Origin of the sequence: Candidatus Hakubella thermalkaliphila (assembly GCF_013281975.1) — a bacterium.
GTDB lineage: Bacteria > Actinomycetota > Humimicrobiia > Hakubellales > Hakubellaceae > Hakubella > Hakubella thermalkaliphila.
In genome coordinates this window covers 1-1,123 of the sequence record NZ_BLRZ01000280.1, presented here as the reverse complement: position 1 = coordinate 1,123, position 1,123 = coordinate 1, and the positions used below count along the sequence as shown (strand labels likewise).

The 1,123-nt window shown below is 48.4% G+C and carries 3 protein-coding genes; 2 read left to right on the top strand and 1 reads right to left on the bottom strand.

The features are described 5' to 3' along the window. Positions 1–194 precede the first annotated feature (194 nt). Together HW443_RS11560 and HW443_RS11555 are read left to right on the top strand one after the other, a co-directional pair. Entirely contained in the window at positions 195–350 is a 156-nt protein-coding gene (locus tag HW443_RS11560) for a type II toxin-antitoxin system Phd/YefM family antitoxin (RefSeq protein WP_176235373.1), read from the top strand. Further along, a complete protein-coding gene (locus tag HW443_RS11555; RefSeq protein WP_176237351.1) occupies positions 325–531 on the top strand; it encodes a hypothetical protein in 207 nt (68 codons plus the stop codon). The genes HW443_RS11560 and HW443_RS11555 overlap by 26 nt, the downstream gene beginning before the upstream one ends. Positions 532–767: 236 nt before the next feature. Here HW443_RS11555 and HW443_RS11550 read toward each other — a convergent pair. Then, positions 768–1,123: PIN domain-containing protein (locus tag HW443_RS11550; protein WP_176238259.1), on the bottom strand; the 356-nt coding region annotated here is incomplete at its 5' end.

Genomic DNA, 1,123 nt, shown 5'->3' with positions numbered 1-1,123 from the left:
TATCTGGGTAACCCTACCTACAGTCTTACCCCAACTGCGTAAGTCCTAATCTAATAAAAAATGTCCTCAAGGGGAGCTGGTTTATGCTGGAGAGCAATTGGTTGGCCTTGGTTTTAAACTGCCTCCTGGCAAACCCTTTGGGATGATGTACCTTAGTTAATGTTAATTAACCTTAATGAGAGGAGGCGGTTCCGTTGCCAGAACTGAACCGAAAGCCGATGCTTAAAACCATCAAGGCAACCGAAGCCAGAATTCATTTTGGCGATGTTCTAAAAAGAGCTTTTAAAGGCGAGGAGCATTTTATTGTAGAGAGACGGCCTTCAGATGGCCGTTATCATCAGTATGGCTGATTGTGAGAAGTATCGTCGAGCCCTGGCTCTTGAAAATTTCCGGGAACTAAATCGGGAGCTTAACAAAGAAATGGAACGCCCAGGCATCAGCGAGGAACAACTCATCAAAGATATGGAGAAGACCAAACAAGAAGTCTTTGAGGAGCAATATGGCCAAGCCATCCGGCGAAAGACCTCCTAGGGTATTTCTTGATGCCAACGTGATTATTGCGGGCTGTTCCTTCCCAAGGTGGTCCTACGAAGTTCTCAGCCATGCTCTTAAAGGTGACTTTCAAGTTGTCCTTTGTCCTCTGGTAATTGAACAGGTAAGAAGGCATCTTAAAAAGGATTTTCCGGTCTCGGCCCAATTACGGTTTGAGAAATTCCTGGATGATACCGGTTATGAAAAAGTGGATAACCCCGCCCCAGAAGAAATCGTCAAACACGAGCATCAGTCCCTTCCATTAATGCCACAATCAGGGCATCGCCAAAGTCAAGATTCGTACTGGCGTACAGTTCGAGCGCGCGCAGCATGGCCCGGCGGTGCCGGACCTTAAACCCTGGGAGGCGAATCAGCGGGGCCAAAAGCCGAGCAATCTCCAGACGTGGTAGATTATACAGCCGTGGCGAAGACAACACATAGAAGGCATCGGCAATAACTATATGGGGAACCACCACCCTCAGTTTCCTGGCCTTCACTTGCTCAAACAGCGCCGCTGCCTCTGCCTGTTTTTTAAGGTCATCAGTCGCCCAGTATTGCCCGTCCCCGTTTTCAGAGACCGTCCGAAATACCT